Origin of the sequence: Streptomyces azureus (assembly GCF_001270025.1) — a bacterium.
Classification (GTDB): Bacteria; Actinomycetota; Actinomycetes; order Streptomycetales; family Streptomycetaceae; genus Streptomyces; species Streptomyces azureus.
In genome coordinates, this window is sequence record NZ_DF968316.1 from 21,573 (window position 1) to 36,023 (window position 14,451).

The 14,451-nt window shown below is 71.2% G+C and carries 13 protein-coding genes and 1 pseudogene; 8 read left to right on the top strand and 6 right to left on the bottom strand.

The window, feature by feature from the left end; translation table 11 throughout:
- Positions 1–7: 7 nt before the first annotated feature.
- Both nhaA and AOQ53_RS22530 read right to left on the bottom strand, forming a co-directional pair.
- Positions 8–1,324 carry a Na+/H+ antiporter NhaA gene (gene nhaA / locus AOQ53_RS22525; protein WP_059419917.1) on the bottom strand — a complete coding sequence of 439 codons (1,317 nt, stop codon included), beginning with the start codon at positions 1,322–1,324 and terminating at the stop codon, positions 8–10.
- 244 nt (positions 1,325–1,568) lie between these two features.
- Positions 1,569–3,107, bottom strand: coding sequence for an alanine/glycine:cation symporter family protein (locus AOQ53_RS22530; protein ID WP_059419919.1), 1,539 nt, complete (start codon positions 3,105–3,107; stop codon positions 1,569–1,571).
- A 455-nt stretch (positions 3,108–3,562) separates the two neighbouring features.
- On the opposite strand from AOQ53_RS22530, the gene AOQ53_RS22535 reads away from it, so the two are divergent.
- Both AOQ53_RS22535 and AOQ53_RS22540 read left to right on the top strand, forming a co-directional pair.
- Positions 3,563–3,994: an NfeD family protein gene (locus AOQ53_RS22535; RefSeq protein ID WP_059419920.1), complete on the top strand. Its 432-nt coding sequence runs from the start codon at positions 3,563–3,565 to the stop codon at positions 3,992–3,994.
- Between the two features lie 5 nt (positions 3,995–3,999).
- Positions 4,000–5,037, top strand: coding sequence for an SPFH domain-containing protein (locus AOQ53_RS22540; protein WP_059419938.1), 1,038 nt, complete (start codon positions 4,000–4,002; stop codon positions 5,035–5,037).
- Positions 5,038–5,103: 66 nt separating this feature from the next.
- Here the strand turns inward: AOQ53_RS22540 and AOQ53_RS22545 are convergent, their stop codons facing one another.
- On the bottom strand, positions 5,104–6,198 hold the full coding sequence (locus AOQ53_RS22545) for a carboxylate-amine ligase (protein ID WP_059419921.1): 1,095 nt from the start codon (positions 6,196–6,198) through the stop codon (positions 5,104–5,106).
- 217 nt (positions 6,199–6,415) lie between these two features.
- Between AOQ53_RS22545 and AOQ53_RS22550 the strand changes: the two genes are divergently transcribed.
- Positions 6,416–7,405 (top strand): SDR family oxidoreductase, encoded by a 990-nt coding sequence (locus AOQ53_RS22550; RefSeq protein ID WP_059419922.1) that lies wholly within the window; start codon positions 6,416–6,418, stop codon positions 7,403–7,405.
- 721 nt (positions 7,406–8,126) lie between these two features.
- On the opposite strand, the gene AOQ53_RS22555 is transcribed toward AOQ53_RS22550, so the two are convergent.
- Both AOQ53_RS22555 and AOQ53_RS22560 read right to left on the bottom strand, forming a co-directional pair.
- Positions 8,127–8,435: a hypothetical protein gene (locus tag AOQ53_RS22555; RefSeq protein ID WP_059419924.1), complete on the bottom strand. Its 309-nt coding sequence runs from the start codon at positions 8,433–8,435 to the stop codon at positions 8,127–8,129.
- 16 nt (positions 8,436–8,451) lie between these two features.
- Positions 8,452–8,865, bottom strand: coding sequence for an SRPBCC family protein (locus AOQ53_RS22560; RefSeq protein WP_059419925.1), 414 nt, complete (start codon positions 8,863–8,865; stop codon positions 8,452–8,454).
- 137 nt (positions 8,866–9,002) lie between these two features.
- Here AOQ53_RS22560 and AOQ53_RS22565 point away from each other — a divergent pair, with 137 nt between their 5' ends.
- From AOQ53_RS22565 to AOQ53_RS41470, 3 genes and pseudogenes are all read left to right on the top strand, one after another.
- Positions 9,003–9,956 carry a Rieske 2Fe-2S domain-containing protein gene (locus AOQ53_RS22565; protein WP_059419927.1) on the top strand — a complete coding sequence of 318 codons (954 nt, stop codon included), beginning with the start codon at positions 9,003–9,005 and terminating at the stop codon, positions 9,954–9,956.
- A 76-nt stretch (positions 9,957–10,032) separates the two neighbouring features.
- Positions 10,033–10,482, top strand: coding sequence for a DUF1360 domain-containing protein (locus tag AOQ53_RS22570; protein WP_236711756.1), 450 nt, complete (start codon positions 10,033–10,035; stop codon positions 10,480–10,482).
- 52 nt (positions 10,483–10,534) lie between these two features.
- A pseudogene (locus AOQ53_RS41470) lies at positions 10,535–10,695 on the top strand (TetR family transcriptional regulator); the annotation flags it as partial.
- Here AOQ53_RS41470 and AOQ53_RS22575 read toward each other — a convergent pair.
- Positions 10,688–11,917, bottom strand: a complete 1,230-nt coding sequence (locus tag AOQ53_RS22575; RefSeq protein ID WP_059419929.1) for an acyl-CoA dehydrogenase family protein — start codon at positions 11,915–11,917, stop codon at positions 10,688–10,690. The pseudogene AOQ53_RS41470 and the gene AOQ53_RS22575 sit on opposite strands and share 8 nt — an antisense overlap.
- 287 nt (positions 11,918–12,204) lie before the next feature.
- Between AOQ53_RS22575 and AOQ53_RS22580 the strand changes: the two genes are divergently transcribed.
- Together AOQ53_RS22580 and AOQ53_RS22585 are read left to right on the top strand one after the other, a co-directional pair.
- The gene (locus AOQ53_RS22580) at positions 12,205–13,305 is read left to right on the top strand and encodes a winged helix DNA-binding domain-containing protein (RefSeq protein ID WP_059419930.1); all 1,101 of its coding nucleotides are present in this window, start codon (positions 12,205–12,207) and stop codon (positions 13,303–13,305) included.
- 76 nt (positions 13,306–13,381) lie between these two features.
- Positions 13,382–13,963 carry an Rv1733c family protein gene (locus AOQ53_RS22585; protein WP_059419932.1) on the top strand — a complete coding sequence of 194 codons (582 nt, stop codon included), beginning with the start codon at positions 13,382–13,384 and terminating at the stop codon, positions 13,961–13,963.
- The last annotated feature ends 488 nt before the right edge of the window (positions 13,964–14,451 follow it).

Here is a 14,451-nt window from a genome sequence, read left to right on the forward strand (position 1 = left end):
GGCCACGTCAGCTGTCGCCCGTGGCGCTGCCGGGCCCAGAGCTGGTCCGCTGGTAGATGTCGGGGATGCCGTCGGCGTCCTCATCCCGAGTCTCCTCTTCCCACAGGCGGCGGTAGACCCCGTTGCGGCGCTTGACCAGCAGTGCTGCCAGGGCCGCGGCGATCAGTGAGCCGAGAAGCACGGCGGCCTTGATGAGCTCGGCCTCGGCCGGGCCGGGGAAGGCCAGTTCGCCGATCAGCAGGGCGACGGTGAAACCGATCCCGGCGAGCACCGCCAGGGCGAACACATCGGCCCAGGCCAGGTCGGGGTTGAGACGGGCCCGGGTGAAGCGCGCGGCGAGGTAGGTGCCTGCGAAGATGCCCAGGGTCTTTCCGGCGACCAGGCCGAGCACGACCCCCAGCGGCTCCGGCTGGGTGAACACCTCACCCAGCGACCCGGTGGAGACCGCGACGCCCGCGGCGAAGAGAGCGAAGAGCGGTACGGCCACTCCTGCCGAGACAGGGTGCAGCAGGTGGGAGGTCCGCTCGGCCGGGGAGGCGTCCTCACCCTTGTCGCGGGTGGTGCGCAGGATGAGGCCCATGGCCACCCCGGCGACGGTGGCGTGGACGCCTCCGTTGTACATCAGCGCCCAGATGGTCAGGCCGAGTGGCACGTACCACCACCAGCCGCGCACGCGGTACCGCTGGAGCACGTAGAAGACGACCAGCCCGGCCAGGGCTCCGGCGAGGGCGACGAGATTCAGATCACTGGTGAAGAAGACCGCGATGACGAGGATCGCACCGAGGTCGTCGACGACGGCGAGGGTGAGCAGGAAGGCCCGGAGGGCGGAGGGCAGGTGGGTGCTGAGGACGGCCAGGACCGCGAGGGCGAAGGCGATGTCGGTGGCCATGGGCACGGCCCAGCCCTCCAGGCCGCCCCCGCCGGCAGTGGCGGTCGCCGCGTACACGGCGGCCGGCACCACCATGCCGCACAGCGCGGCGACAACCGGCAGCGCGGCCGTGGCGGGCGTACGCAGCGAACCCACGACGAGCTCGCGTTTCAGCTCGATTCCCGCCACCAGGAAGAAGATGCTGAGCAACCCGTCGGCGGTCCAGTGCTCCACCGACAGATCGAGACCGATTGCGCCGATGCCGAAGTGGAAGTCGCGGATCTCCTCATAGGTGCCGCTCCACGGGCTGTTCGCCCACACCAGCGCCACCACGGCCGCTGCCAGCAGGACCAGTCCGCCGACGGTCTCCGTCCGCAGGGCCTGGGCCACCGCCGACCGCTCCGGCCACGGCAGAAGGCCGAGGAAAGTGGAACGCTCGCGCGGCGCAGCAGCCATCAGACAGACCTCCGGGGCATCGGCATGAGGGCATACGCCCCTTCGACGCCGACCAGACTTCCCGGCACACCCCGCGTGCGGCGCCCGCTCGGGCGGGCCGCTGACGCGTTCCGCACACCCTAACCGTCCGCTCGTGATCACGCCAGATGCCGTTTCACCTGCCTCAACACACAACGATCGGGTCCGTACACACCAAGGCGCGAGGTGTATACGGACCCGATCAGGAGCCGGGCCGCGGGGGCGGTCAGGCGGTGGTCTTCGCCGACTCCTGGTCTTCGTCGTCATCGGTGATCTCACCGGCGTTGCGGGCGCGGACGAACTCCAGGAAGGAGTTGAGCTCGCGCTTGACGACGGGGGCGAGGAGATACAGGCCGATGATGTTGATGACGGCGAGCATGAAGAGCACCGCGTCGGCCATGTCGATGAGGGTCTGCAACGTCAGCAGCGAACCGGTGATGGCGAACAGGGTGTAGACGACCTTGTACGTCAGCTCGCTGGCCCTGCTGCGGCCGAAGAGGTGCGTCCACGCCTTGAGGCCGTAGTAGCCCCAGGTCAGCACGGTGGAGATGGCGAACAGCAGCACCGCGACGGTGAGGATGTACGGGAACCAGGGCAGGACCGTCTCGAAGGCGTCGGAGGTGATCGTGACGCCGCCGATGGAGTCGGGGTCCTTGCGGGCCTCGGCCCAGCTGGCCGGGTTGGCGATGACGATGGTCAGCGCGGTCATCGTGCAGATGACGACGGTGTCGATGAACGGCTCCAGCAGGGCGACCAGGCCCTCGCTGGCGGGGTGCTTGGTCTTCACCGCGGAGTGGGCGATCGGCGCGGAGCCCAGACCCGCCTCGTTGGAGAACGCGGCCCGCTTGAAGCCGATGATCAGCGCGCCGAGCACACCGCCGGCGACACCCTCGGGGTTGAAGGCGCCTTCGATGATCGTGCCGATGGCGGCCGGAACAGCGGTGACGTGCACCAGGATGACGACCAGGCAGGCCGCGATGTAGATGCCGGCCATGGCGGGCACGAGCCTGCTGGTGACGTTGGCGATGGAGCGGATGCCGCCGAGCAGCACGATGCCGACGAGCGCGGCGACGAGGATGCCGAAGAACAGCGCGCCGGCGGAGGAGCCCATCAGGCCGTCCTCGCCGCCGGTGACGGAGACCAGCTGCGCGTAGGACTGGTTGACCTGGAAGAGGTTGCCGCCGAAGAGGCCGAAGAACAGGATCATGAAGGAGGCGAGGACCGCGAGGACCTTGCCGAGCTTCCTGCCGTTCGCGCCGAAGCGGTCGGCGAGGCCCTTGGGCAGGTAGTGCATCGGGCCGCCGGAGACCGTGCCGTCGGCGTGCACCTCGCGGTACTTCACGCCGAGGGTGACCTCGACGAACTTGGACGCCATGCCGAGCAGACCGCACAGGATCATCCAGAACGTCGCGCCGGGGCCACCGATGGAGACGGCTACGGCCACACCGGCGATGTTCCCGAGGCCGACCGTGCCGGAGACGGCGGCGGTCAGCGCCTGGAAGTGGTTGACCTCACCGGCCGACCCCTTCTCGTCGTACTTCCCGCGCACCACGTCGACGGCGAGTCTGAACTTTCGGAGCTGTACGAACCCGAACCAGCCGGTGAAGACCAGACCGGCGACGACGAGCCAGGCGACGATGAGAGGAAGGTCCGTTCCGCCGACCGGAACGGCGTAGAAGACGACTTCCACCAGCCACTTGGCTATGGGCTCGAAGAACTCGCTTACGGCTTTGTCGACGGACTCGGTCATGGAGTCGAGTGACACAGTGGCTACCTCGATGGTGCTGGACCGGGACACAGGGGGAATGCCACCGGCTGGTGTGCGGTCTCTGAACGAACGGCGTTGTCCGATCGGCGACACTGGGCCCGCGGTCCGCGGACGCGGACCGTGAACGCCCTGGTCCTGCTGCCCGTGCATGCCGACCGCTCCGCGCTGCGGCGATGAGCGGTGCCACCTGCGGAGTTGCGTAGTTCTACCACGGTCTTTACTCACCCTTTAGTGACGTGAGTCACATAACCTTCAGTTACTCTCGAAAGTGCCAGCGAGCGATATCGGACCGTTATGCGGAAGCCGAGATCCGTTCATCGGACACCTATTGCCGGCGGCGGTGACTCCAGCCCGGCAAGTCCGCGACGTGCCGGGGGTAGGGATCTTCGCGATGTGGGTAAAAGGGATGCAAAAGACCCTTCCGGGCCCGTACCGCTGAGAGGGGGCGCGCGATGGATCCATGGCTGATCTGGTTGATCATCGCGGGCGTACTGGCTGTGGCGGAGATCTTCACCCTGACCGCTGCGCTCGGGATGCTGAGTGCGGCCGCGTTGGTCACGGCGGGTTCTGCCGCGGTCGGACTGCCGTTGCCTTTCCAGTTCTTGGTCTTCACCGCCGTGGCGACCGTCACCCTGGTGTTCCTGCGTCCCATCGCGCTGCGCCACGTACTCCAGCCCCAGGTGGCACGGTTCGGGGTGGACGCCCTGGTCGGCAAGGGTGCCTATGTCGTCTCGGAGGTGACGGGCCTGGGCGGCAGGGTTCGTATCGACGGTGAGGAGTGGACGGCCCGCGCCTTCGACGAGACGCTGGTGATTCCTGCTGGAAAGACCGTCGACGTCATAGAGATCAGTGGCGCCACCGCCATCGTCTACCCACGGGACTGATGACCATGGAAGCCTCGGCGTTCTTGATTGCCGGCCTGATCGTCGCGCTGTTCGCGGTTTTCACCGTGGTGCGCGCGGTCCGTATCGTTCCCCAGGCCCGTGCTCGCAACGTCGAGCGACTCGGCCGCTACCACCGGACCCTGAATCCCGGCCTCAATCTCGTCATTCCGTACATCGACCGGGTTCATCCGGTGATCGACCTTCGGGAACAGGTCGTCTCCTTCAAGCCGCAGCCGGTCATCACCGAGGACAATCTGGTCGTCGAGATCGACACCGTCCTTTATTTCCAGGTCACCGATCCGCGAGCGGCCTTCTACGAGATCGCGAATTTCCTGCAGGCGGTCGAGCAGTTGACCGTCACCACGTTGCGCAATGTCGTGGGATCCATGGACCTGGAGAAGACTCTCACCTCGCGCGACACCATCAACAGCCAGCTCCGCGGTGTTCTGGACGAGGCCACCGGTAAGTGGGGGCTGAGGGTCAACCGGGTGGAGATCAAGGCCATCGACCCGCCGCAGTCCATCAAGGACGCGATGCAGAAGCAGATGCGAGCCGAGCGGGACAAGCGAGCCGCCATCCTCGGGGCCGAAGGACAACGCCAGTCGCAGATTCTCACCGCCGAAGGCGACAAGCAGGCCGCCGTCCTGCGCGCGGAGGGCAACCGCACGGCCGCGATCCTCCAGGCCGAGGGCCAGTCCCGGGCCATCGACGAGGTGTTCCAGGCGGTGCACCGCAACGACCCCGACCCCAAGCTGCTCGCCTGGCAGTACCTCCAGACGCTGCCCCAGCTGGCGCAGGGAGCGGGCAGCACGTTCTGGGTGATCCCCAGTGAGGTCACCTCCGCACTCCAGGGGGTGTCCCGCGCTTTCAGCGAGGCACTGCCCCCGTCGCCGGCCACCCGCGAGAAGCCCACGGACGACATGGCTGCCCAGGCCGCCGACGACACGGCGCAGGCAGCACAAGCCGCTGCCGCGGCCCTCGCCGACGCAGCCAAGGTCGATCGCGTCAACCCCGAATCCCTCCCGTCCCGGCCCCCTGGCTGACAGCGGCCGGGTGTGCCGCAGGGGCAGGGGGCAGGGCTTCGGCCCCGGCCGGGGCCGGTCAGGGAATCACGACATGCTGCTCTCCGTGCCGATCAGGTCGGTGACGGCCCGTATGCCGCCTTCGGCGAGAGCGGCGCGCTGTCTGTCCGCTCCGGTCCCGCTCTGGAGAAGCCGGTGGACCAAGGCCGTCACCTGCCGGGTCGCGCCGGACGCGTCCAGTGCCGGTGCGACGTGCCGCAGGAGCTGGTACAGCACGTCGCCGGCCCTGCGCGGCCGGCCGCTCGGGCAGATCAGGGTGTCGCTCAGACCGTGCCGGGCGGCATGCCACAGAGCGACCTGGAGAAGCTCCGGCGCGCAGTCGGGCACAGGCGCCCCGGCGGCCGTTTCCGCGATGGCGGTGTCCACGAGAGCGTGGGTCATGCCCGCGAGCATGACCGCGTCGTCCGCGCGTAGTTGAACGTCCATACACCGCACCTCGACGGTGGGGTAGCGGGCCGACAGGCGGGCCTGCCAGTACAACTGCCCGCTGTCCGAGATCACACCGCTCTCCAGCAGTGCCGTCACGCGCCGGTCGTAGTCGTCCACGTCACGGAAGAACGGGGGCGCGCCGCTGACCGGCCAGCGGCCGAAGATCACGGTGCGCCAGCTGGCGAAGCCGGTGTCGTGGCCGTCCCAGAGCGGGGAGTTCGCCGACATGGCCGTCAGGGTCGGCAGCCAGACCCTGATCCGGTTCAGCACCTGCACGCCCGTCTCCCGGCTGGGCACGGCCACGTGCACGTGCATGCCGTTGACCAGCTGCTCCGCCACCAACTGGGGCGCCTGCGTGAGCATGGCCCGGTAACGGGCCTGGTCGGTGACGGCCACCGGGTGACGATGGCGCAGCGGAGGCGTCCCGCATGCGGCGATCCGGCAGCCGTGCGCTTCCGCCGCCGCCCCGATGGCGTGCCGCAGCCGCAGCAGGTGTCCCCCTGCCTCCTCCAATGTGCCGCACACCGGCGTGGCCACCTCGACCTGCGCCTGGAGCAGCTCGCACTGCACCTCCTGGTCGGCCACGAGATGCGCCAGACCCGCCGCGGCACGCACCTTGTCGGCCAGGGGTACCGGCAGCCCGGTAACCGGGTCGAGGAGCAGGTACTCCTCTTCCACACCGATCGTCGTCATCGGCCACCCTCTGTTCTGCCCCGTCGCCGGGACCGGATCGCGCAGCGTCGGCCGGACGCTGTCGGCTGGACGCTCGCGTGTGCCCCGAGTGCCGCGGCGACGGCATGGCAAACCATGGCAAAACGGGATGCTGCGGTGACTCGGCGATGCCGGGTACTCGTTCCGCCGCGGAGGCGGGCAGGAGTGTCCGGCTCGGGCGGACTTGAGGAGGTGCGAGATGGGACTGCGCAATCACGTGGTGGTGGTGACCGGAGCGTCCAGCGGGATCGGACGGGCCACGGCCGAGGCGTTCGCGCGCAGGGGCTGCGCCGTGGTGCTGGCCGCGCGACGCGAGGAGGCGCTGGAGGCGACGGCCCGCGAGTGCGCGAAGCACCGGGGGGCACGGACACTGGTCGTGCCGACCGACACGACGGACGCCAAGGCGGTCGAGGACCTGGCGCGGCGTGCCGTGGAGGAGTTCGGCCGCATCGACGTCTGGGTCAACAACGCGGCCGTCAACGCCTTCGGCCGCTTCGAGGACGTGCCGCTGGAGGACTTCCGCAAGGTCCTGGACGTCAATGTCATGGGCTACGTGCACGGGGCCCGGGCGGCTCTCCGGGTGATGCGGGGGCAGGGCACGGGGACGTTGATCGACATCGCGTCCATCGTGGGTGCCGTGGCGCAGCCGTACAGCCACCCGTACGGCATGTCCAAGCACGCCGTCCGCGGGCTCGGCTCCAGCCTTCGGCAGCAGCTCCGGGTGGAGGGTGTCAAGGGCATCGAGGTGTGCACGGTGCTGCCCGCGACCATCGACACGCCGCACTTCCAGCAGGCGGCCAACTACACCGGGCGCAAGGTCGTGGCCATGCCGCCCGTGTACAGCCCCGAGCGCGTCGCCCGGGCCGTGGTGCGACTCGTCCGCCGGCCGCGTCGCGAAGTGGTGGTCGGCCCCGCGGGCCGCGCACTGGTACGCCAGGCCCGGATGGCACCCGGACTCGCCGAGCGGGCCATGGCACGGCAGACGGACAAGACCCACCTGTCCCACGACGAGGAGGCCCCGGCCACGCACGGAGCGCTGCACGTACCGGCCGAGGGCGAGGGGTCGGTGCACGGTGGCTGGGGCGGACGACGGCGCACCGCGCTGCGCAGGACGGCCGTCGCCGCAGCGCTGGCGGGAGCGGCCGTGGCCGCCGGGCGGCGGGTGACTCACGGCCCGGCGGGCGCCTGAGGGGCTGCGTACGGGCGCCGTGACGGATCACGTGCCCTCACACGGTGGCCACGCACTGCGGCCCGGGTCGCCCGTCCTCGGCCGTCTTCCCGTCCTGGGCGGGTCCCGGTCGTCCTCATGTCGTCGTCCCCGACATGTCGTCGTCCCCGACCCGTCTTCCCGTCCCGGGCGGGTCCCGGTCGTCCTCATGTCGTCGTCCCCGCCATGCCGTCTGCCCCGGTCCCGGTCGCAGGCGCCGGAGCACGGACGGATTCGATGACGAACCCGCTGCGCGCAGGTGCCGGAGCGCGGGTCAGCGGGGTGCGCAGGTCCTGGTCGGGCACGTCGCACTCCAGCCGGGCCGGCTTTGGCCCGAGGGCCGCAGCAGGGCGACCGTGACGTCCTCGCCGGGGCGGCGGTGACCGGCGGCGCGGTCGCCGCCGCCCTGGTGATCAGTTCGCCGCGCGCGGGCGGCCGGTCGAGGAAGCCCTGCGGTCCGAAGGTGTACGGATCGCCCCGGAGGGCGGGATCGTGGTAGTGCCCGTACAGGTCGAGCAGCACCATCGTGCCGGACGGAATCGGTTCTCCCCGCCACTCCAGGTCGGTGATGGCCCGGCCGGAGCTACCGGCTCATCCGGCCGGTTTCCCGCGCCGGACAGTGACGAGGAACAGTTCCGCCCCGGACCATGCGCTGCGCGATTCCCCGAAATCGGCATCCGCGACCCGCTACGCCTGTACGGCGTCACGGCCGCGGGTTCGTGCGCTGCCACCGGGGACGTGCGTCCTGACCACGGCGCCCGGCGACCGACGCGCAGCGCGGGCACTGCCGCCGTACGCGGTCCGCCGCACCGCCGGACTCCGGGAAGGTGTCCGGCCAGGTGACGTGCGGGAAGCGGACCAGCCGGGAGCGGCTGAGGGACAGTCCGCAGACGGTCTGGTTCAGCCCCGGCTCCCAGGCGTGCACCTCGCCGGACGGCAGGCGGCGCCGGCCTTCCTCCTCGTCGGTCCACTGTCCGGACGCCGCGACGGCATACTGCTTGACGCGTGCCATGGCGTGCCTTCCCGGATCAGCCGGCCGCGTGGTCGACGCGCAGCCGCACCTGCTCCTCGAGGCGCTGAAGGCTGGTGTCCAGGGCGTCACGGACCATCGTCTCGCCGGGGTCGTGGCTGTCGTCGAAGAACGACAGGTGCACCGTCACCTCACTGGCTCCGCCGCCGATCCCGGCGACCTGGAGCCAGCCCGTGTAGCTGCCCTGGTCGCGGGTGCCCCATTCGAGCCGCATCTGGTCGCGCTGGGCACGCAGCAGGGCGGAGGTGTCCTCGTCCGTGCGGTCCTCGTGCACGGTGACCGCGGGCAGTTCCTCGGCCTCGACGTGCAGGGCCGCCGGCAGCCAGGTGTCCAACTGGCCGATGTTCGCGGCCTGGTCGAAGACGTGCTCGGGCTGTGCGGGCATCGTGCGGGAACGTTCGTACTCGGTCATCGCGGCACCGGCCTCGCTTCGGGTTGGTTCAGCGCACCGCGTTCCCGGCGTGCCCGGCCGTAATCCCTCGGGCCCGTTTGCCGTCGGTGCCGGTGGGGACCCGGCTGAGCATGAGCGCAACGCCACGCCGTCGGCCGATGGGGCAGAACCGGGTCCTGTGGCTGCTGGACCGCCTGGAGCGGGAGCCTCGGGCCGATGCGGTGATCTACTCGCTCCGCAGGGGCGTGCGGGCCCTGCCGCTGGGGCGCGGCCGGGATCTGCTGCACGGCAGATGGCTGGGGCATCCGGTGCATCCGCTGATGGTGCAGGTGCCGATCGGAAGCTGGCTGTCGGCGGCCGTCCTGGACCTGCGGCCCGGCCGCTCCCGCGAGTCGCGGATGCTGGTCGGCGTAGGTCTGGCCGCCGCCGCGCCCACGGCCCTGGCGGGCTGGGTCGACTGGGCGGACCTGCACCGTCAGCAGCAGCGCGTCGGGCTGGCGCACGCCCTGAGCAACTTCACGGCCGTCGGCCTGTACGCCGCCTCACTCACGTGCCGCGTCAAGGGACGCGAAGCGGCGGGCCGGGCGTACGGCTTCCTGGGGCTGACGGCGGTCGGACTCGGCGGCATGCTGGGCGGCCACCTGGCCTACCGGCAGGCGTCCGGCGCCAACCACGCCGAAGAGGTTCCGCACGTCGTCACGGAGGGCTGGCACCGGATCGGCACCGTGGACGAGTTCCCGGCCGGTCAGCCGGTGCGGCGCGGCGTGGACGATGTGCCGGTGCTGGTGGTACGCGAACCCGGCGGGGCGATCCACGCGCTGGCCGAGCGGTGCAGCCACCTCGCGGGACCGCTCTCCGAGGGCACCGTCGCCGACGGTTGCGTCCAGTGCCCGTGGCACGGCAGCGTCTTCCGCCTCTCCGACGGCTGGAACGTACGCGGCCCGGCCACCGCTCCCCAACCCGCCTTCGAAACCCGGATCACCGACGGCCATGTCGAGGTACGCCTGCGCCACCAGGACGGAGGGGATCATGAGGCGAACGACCGGGATCTGGTCGGGCAGGGGAGCGGAACACGACCAGGTGCCGCACGTGGACACGGCGACAGCGACTGACAGCCGCCTCGCGCGACGGCTCCGGGGGTTTCTCCACCGCACCCGACGGAACTATGCGGCAGGGCATGACCGGCCGTTGGGCGGCTATCTCGTGGCCATGGCGGGCTTCGCGGCGTACACGGCTTCCTGGACCACGGCGGTACGGCGCCACGGGCGCCCACTGCCCGAGCGGCCCGAGCCGTGGGACGTGGTGCTGACCTCGGTGGCCACGTTCCGGCTCAGCCGGCTGCTGAGCAAGGCATCGGTGACCAGCCCGCTGCGGGCCCCCTTCACCAGGTACGTCGGCCCGCAGGGCCCCGCCGAACTGCACGAGGAGGCGCGCCCCGAGCACGGCAAGCACACCGCCGGCGAGCTCGCGACCTGTCCGTTCTGCCTGAGTGTCTGGGTGGCCACGACCCTGACCGCCGGCCGGCTCCTCTGGCCCCGCCCGACCCGCACCGCCATGGGCACGCTCACGGCCCTGGCCGGTGCGGACGCGCTGCAGCTGGCGTACAGCGCGCTGGTGACCCGGACGACCGGCGACTGACCGCGGGAACGCTGGATTTTGCAGAGCCTGCATTTTTGCATTCCCCGAAGAAATGACGGAGGGGAACCCGGCGGGCGTCGGGCTGCGTGAGTGCAAGAAGCGGGCGACCCGCGCTGCCCTGGTGGGGCGGTCGCGGTGCGCCTGGCGGCGGAGCACGGGGCGCAGAACGTCACCGTCGACGCGATCAGCGAGGCAGCCGGGGTGGTCAGACGGGGAGTACGAACGGAGGGTGCGTGCCGTTGAGGAAGTAATCCCCGACATCGCGGAGCCGGTGGGCTACGGGTTCGTACAGGGTGTGGGTCCGGGCGTTGCGCCAGAAGCGGTCGAAGCCCAGCCGCGAGGACGCGGAGCGGGCGCCGATGATGTCGAGGGCACGGGCGGTGGACTCCTGCACGGCTCTGGACGCGGCGGCTTCGGCCATGGCGACGAGGACGGAGATCTCCGCGTACTCGTCGTAGCCGAGGTCTTCACCACGGGCCAGTCCGCCGTGCACGGCGTCCCGTGCCTGGTCGGCGAGGGCGGACGCGGAGCGGGTGAGTACGGTGAGTTCCCCGTAGGCGGTCAGCACCTGCGGGTCCTGGGGCGAGCCGACCGGCCAGTCCGGGTGCCAGTGGGACTGGCCGGTCCTGCTGTACTCACGGGCCTCGGCGAGCACTCCCTCCGCCATGCCGAGACGGAGTTGCGCCGAAAGGAGACGCCCGACCGGCGACACCAGGGCAGTCAGGGGTGACAGAACGTCCTCGTCCGCGGCCAGTGAGCCCAGGATGTCGTCGGCGGCGATCGGCGAGGCGTCGAACTCCACGGTGCCGCCGGCCGCGAGCCGTTGCCCGAAAGGGTCGGCGTCGCCGTCGATCGCCACGCCCGGAAGGGCGGGATCCACCACGACGGCGAATGGTTCGCCCGAGTCGGCCCGCACCGCCCGCACGGCGAGGCGGTCGGCGACCAGGACACCGGCGGCAAAGCTCTGACGGCCGGTCAGCGCAAAACCCTGCCCGTTCCTGACAAGTGTCAGAGCCGGTTCCTGACGTGCCAGACCACCACCCCAGCACCACTCCTCCGCCGCGGAGCGCCGCTCCAGCCGGGCGGCGAGAGCCGGTTCGGTGAAGAACCGGGCGCTCCACGACATGAAGTAGTGACAGCCGAGCAGTTGACCTATCGCGCCGTCGGCCGCGGCGATCTCCCGGACCACCGCGTACGCCGTGGGCCAGTCCGCGCCGCCGCCCCCGAGCCCGGCCGGTACGAGAAGCGTCAGCAGTCCCGACTCCCGCAGCCGTGACACCTCGTCGAACGGGCGCTTGCCCGCCTGGTCTCTGGCCACCGCGTCCGTGGCCAGGTCGTCCGCGGTCTCGCCGGCCACGCGCAGCCAGTGCGCGTTCCCGGGCCCGGTCCGCTCGGGCTCCACATCGGAGCCGGACGGAACAGGGGCAACGCCCATGGCAGAGGTCTCCTCAAGTCGATGCGTGAGGCGCGCACATCATCCTGTGCAGCGCGTTGGGCGCCGTCATTACTTCCCTAGTAATTCTATAGGGAAACTAGGGAACGTAGGGAGGTCGTGCACGGCCAGCACGCGGGAAACCACGGCGGAGCCGCGCTGAGGGTCGCGCGTTGGTGACGCCGGATGCGGTCACGACCTGACCGCATCCCGTGCGACGGTGATCGGGCAAGCCGCCCGGACCTCTCGAACCACGGGTCGGCACACGACTCGAAGGCCGAGGTGCTCCGTTGACCGTTCTCGATGCCCGGGCGCTCAACCGCGCCACCCTCGCGCGGCAGTTGCTCCTCGACCGCGCCGACCTGCCGGTGTTCGACGCCGTCGCCCACCTGTGCGGTCTCCAGGCCCAGGAACCGCAAGAACCGTTCATCGGGCTCTGGTCCCGGCTGCGGGGGTTCGAACCGACGGTGCTGTCGGAACTGCTGACCGGGCGGCGTGTAGTGCGGACCCATCTCATGCGCCGCACGGTTCACCTCGTCACCGCCGACGATCTTTTGGCCTGGCGGGCCCGCCACGACGCGATGCTGCGCCAGCGGGTGCTCGGGACGTATCGCCGCGAGCTGGAGGGGGTGGACCTCGGGGAACTCGCGGCGGCCGGGCGGGAGGTCATGGCCGACGGCGAACCCCGCTCGATGGGTGACCTCGCGCGAGCCGTCGCCGACCGCTGGCCGGCGGCGGGGCACCGGCCACTGGGCGAGATGCTGGTCGCCGGCCTGCTCCCCATGGTGCAGTTGCCCCCGCGCGGGCTGTGGCGCACGACGGCGGGAGTGCGCTACGCCCTGGTCTCCTCCTGGCTGGGGCGCGAGATCGACCCGCCGGTCCCGGACGACTCCGACCCCGTGGGGCAGACGCTGGTACGGCGTTACCTGGCCGCGTTCGGACCCGCCGCCTCGGCCGACCTGCGCGCCTGGTGCGGCCTGGCGGGACTGCCGGCCGCGCTCTCCGCCGTGCGCGAGGAACTGGTCGCCTTCCGCGACGAGCGCGGCCGTGAACTGCTGGACCTCCCCGACGCGCCGCGCCCCGCCCCCGACACCCCCGCGCCGGTGCGGTTCCTGCCGGCGTTCGACAACGCGATCCTCGGCTACCACGACCGCGGCCGGATCATCGACGACGCCCACCGCGGCCTGTCGGTCGAAGGCGCCCGCGTCGTCCTGGTCGACGGCCGGGTCACGGCGACCTGGACCGTCGAGGCGGACACCGTCCTGGTCACCCCGTTGCGCCGCTTGTCCCGGGCCGAGCGCGGCTCCGTCGCCGAGGAAGGGCGGGCGCTGGTGTCCTTCCTGTCCGGTGACGAGAGCGACCGGGTGCGGATCGCCGCACCTTCCGGCTGAGCCATACGCCGACAGCGGCACGGTTCAGGCGCACACTGGAAGGGTGCTGCCGGTGCTCACGAGGGGGTGTCGGCCGATGAAGACGTCAGAGCGTGTGACCGTGCGGTGGTGGCGGTGGCGGCGCAACGCGCTCAAGCGGCGTGTCGATGTCGTCGAAGCCTGGGTGGTGCTCGCCGGCTGGGTGTTCGCCCTGCTCGGCGGTGTGGGCGCGGGTCTGATGGCGGCGGGCGCTGTCGAGCGGGCCGTCGAACGGCAGCGGGCCGAGACCCGTCAGGTCTCGGCGGTCGCCGTCGAGGACGCGCCGGGACCGTCACCGGCCCGCGCGGCGAGCGACCACCGGGTGTGGGCCAAGGTGCGGTGGACCGCGCCGGACGGCTCGACGCAGACGGGCGAGGCGCGGGTGCCGCCCCGGACTCCCGCCGGGAGCACGATCCCTTTGTGGGTGAACAGGAGCGGTGACATCACGACCCCACCGGTGTCCGAGGGCGAGGCCTGGCTGCACACGACCATGGGCGGCGGGCTGGCGGGCGCCCTCGCGGGCGGGGTGGTACTCGGCGCCGCCTGGCTGACGCGACTGTCCCTGGACCGCCGGCGCATGGCGCAGTGGGACGCGGAATGGAAACGGATCGACACGCGGCGCGGCTGGAAGACGGGCTGACCGGGCACCGGCCCTGACGCCCGCGCGGCGGCTTCCGCCCGGCGGGGCACGGGAGTGCGGCCTGCGCCGCTGACCGACGGGGTCGCTCGCGCACCGTGCCTTCGCATGGCGGGCAGGGAGGCGGGGTACGCCGCCGGCTGGCGGAGCCTTTCGCGCGCCGAACCTCTGCACGTCGGGCACGGGGGCGCAACCGTACCCCGTCGGCCAGCGGGGTCTTCCGTACGGTGGGCACGGAGGTCGGCCGTACGCTGCCGACCGGCGCGGCCGCTCGCGCACCGCGCCTTCGCAGGGCGGCGAGGAGCGCACGGCTGCAGGCCGCGGGCTGGCGGGGCCTTTCGCGCGGTGGGTGTTGGTAGGGCGGGTACGGGAGTGTGGCCGTGCGCCGTCGGCTGATGTGGTGTGTCGCTTGCGCGGGGCTTGCGTATGGCGGGTATGGGGGTGTGGCCGTATGCCCGCTGGCTTGCCGGGTGTGTGGTGCGCGGGGTTTC

Bases quoted from the DNA above. Each gene is read 5' to 3' on its own strand.
- nhaA (WP_059419917.1), bottom strand. From the start codon at position 1,324: ATGGCTGCTGCGCCGCGCGAGCGTTCCACTTTCCTCGGCCTTCTGCCG.
- AOQ53_RS22535 (WP_059419920.1), top strand. From the start codon at position 3,563: ATGGATCCATGGCTGATCTGGTTGATCATCGCGGGCGTACTGGCTGTG.
- AOQ53_RS22540 (WP_059419938.1), top strand. From the start codon at position 4,000: ATGGAAGCCTCGGCGTTCTTGATTGCCGGCCTGATCGTCGCGCTGTTC.
- AOQ53_RS22545 (WP_059419921.1), bottom strand. From the start codon at position 6,198: ATGACGACGATCGGTGTGGAAGAGGAGTACCTGCTCCTCGACCCGGTT.
- AOQ53_RS22550 (WP_059419922.1), top strand. From the start codon at position 6,416: ATGGGACTGCGCAATCACGTGGTGGTGGTGACCGGAGCGTCCAGCGGG.
- AOQ53_RS22555 (WP_059419924.1), bottom strand. From the start codon at position 8,435: ATGGCACGCGTCAAGCAGTATGCCGTCGCGGCGTCCGGACAGTGGACC.
- AOQ53_RS22560 (WP_059419925.1), bottom strand. From the start codon at position 8,865: ATGACCGAGTACGAACGTTCCCGCACGATGCCCGCACAGCCCGAGCAC.
- AOQ53_RS22565 (WP_059419927.1), top strand. From the start codon at position 9,003: ATGGGGCAGAACCGGGTCCTGTGGCTGCTGGACCGCCTGGAGCGGGAG.
- AOQ53_RS22575 (WP_059419929.1), bottom strand. From the start codon at position 11,917: ATGGGCGTTGCCCCTGTTCCGTCCGGCTCCGATGTGGAGCCCGAGCGG.
- AOQ53_RS22585 (WP_059419932.1), top strand. From the start codon at position 13,382: ATGAAGACGTCAGAGCGTGTGACCGTGCGGTGGTGGCGGTGGCGGCGC.